Here is a 280-nt window from a genome sequence, read left to right on the forward strand (position 1 = left end):
GCTTAGTACGTACTGATGTATCTAGTTCAGTTAATACTTCGCGAATTTTTTCTTCGTCAATTTTTGCATTACCAGCAAGTGCATCTTCAAAACCACGGATTAGAAGTGCTTGGTCTAGTTCAATACCAATTTCTGTTTTGTCTGCTAAGTCTTTATTTAAAAAGTTACCTACAGATGCACCAATACCGTATGCTTGTTGCTGTTCTACAGTGTCTAATTTAACTTCAGCTTGTTCTTTTTTTGCTTCTTGATTACAAGCTGTAAGCGCTAAAACTGACGC

Annotated in this window: 1 protein-coding gene; it reads right to left on the reverse strand. The window is 36.4% G+C overall.

Going from position 1 to position 280, the window contains the following annotated elements; translation table 11 throughout:
* Positions 1-280, reverse strand: a 280-nt coding sequence (locus tag AAEY97_RS21195) for an FKBP-type peptidyl-prolyl cis-trans isomerase N-terminal domain-containing protein (protein WP_351001318.1), incomplete at both ends; no start/stop codon positions are given.

The organism is Shewanella sp. TB7-MNA-CIBAN-0143, from assembly GCF_040310065.1.
Classification (GTDB): domain Bacteria; phylum Pseudomonadota; class Gammaproteobacteria; order Enterobacterales; family Shewanellaceae; genus Shewanella.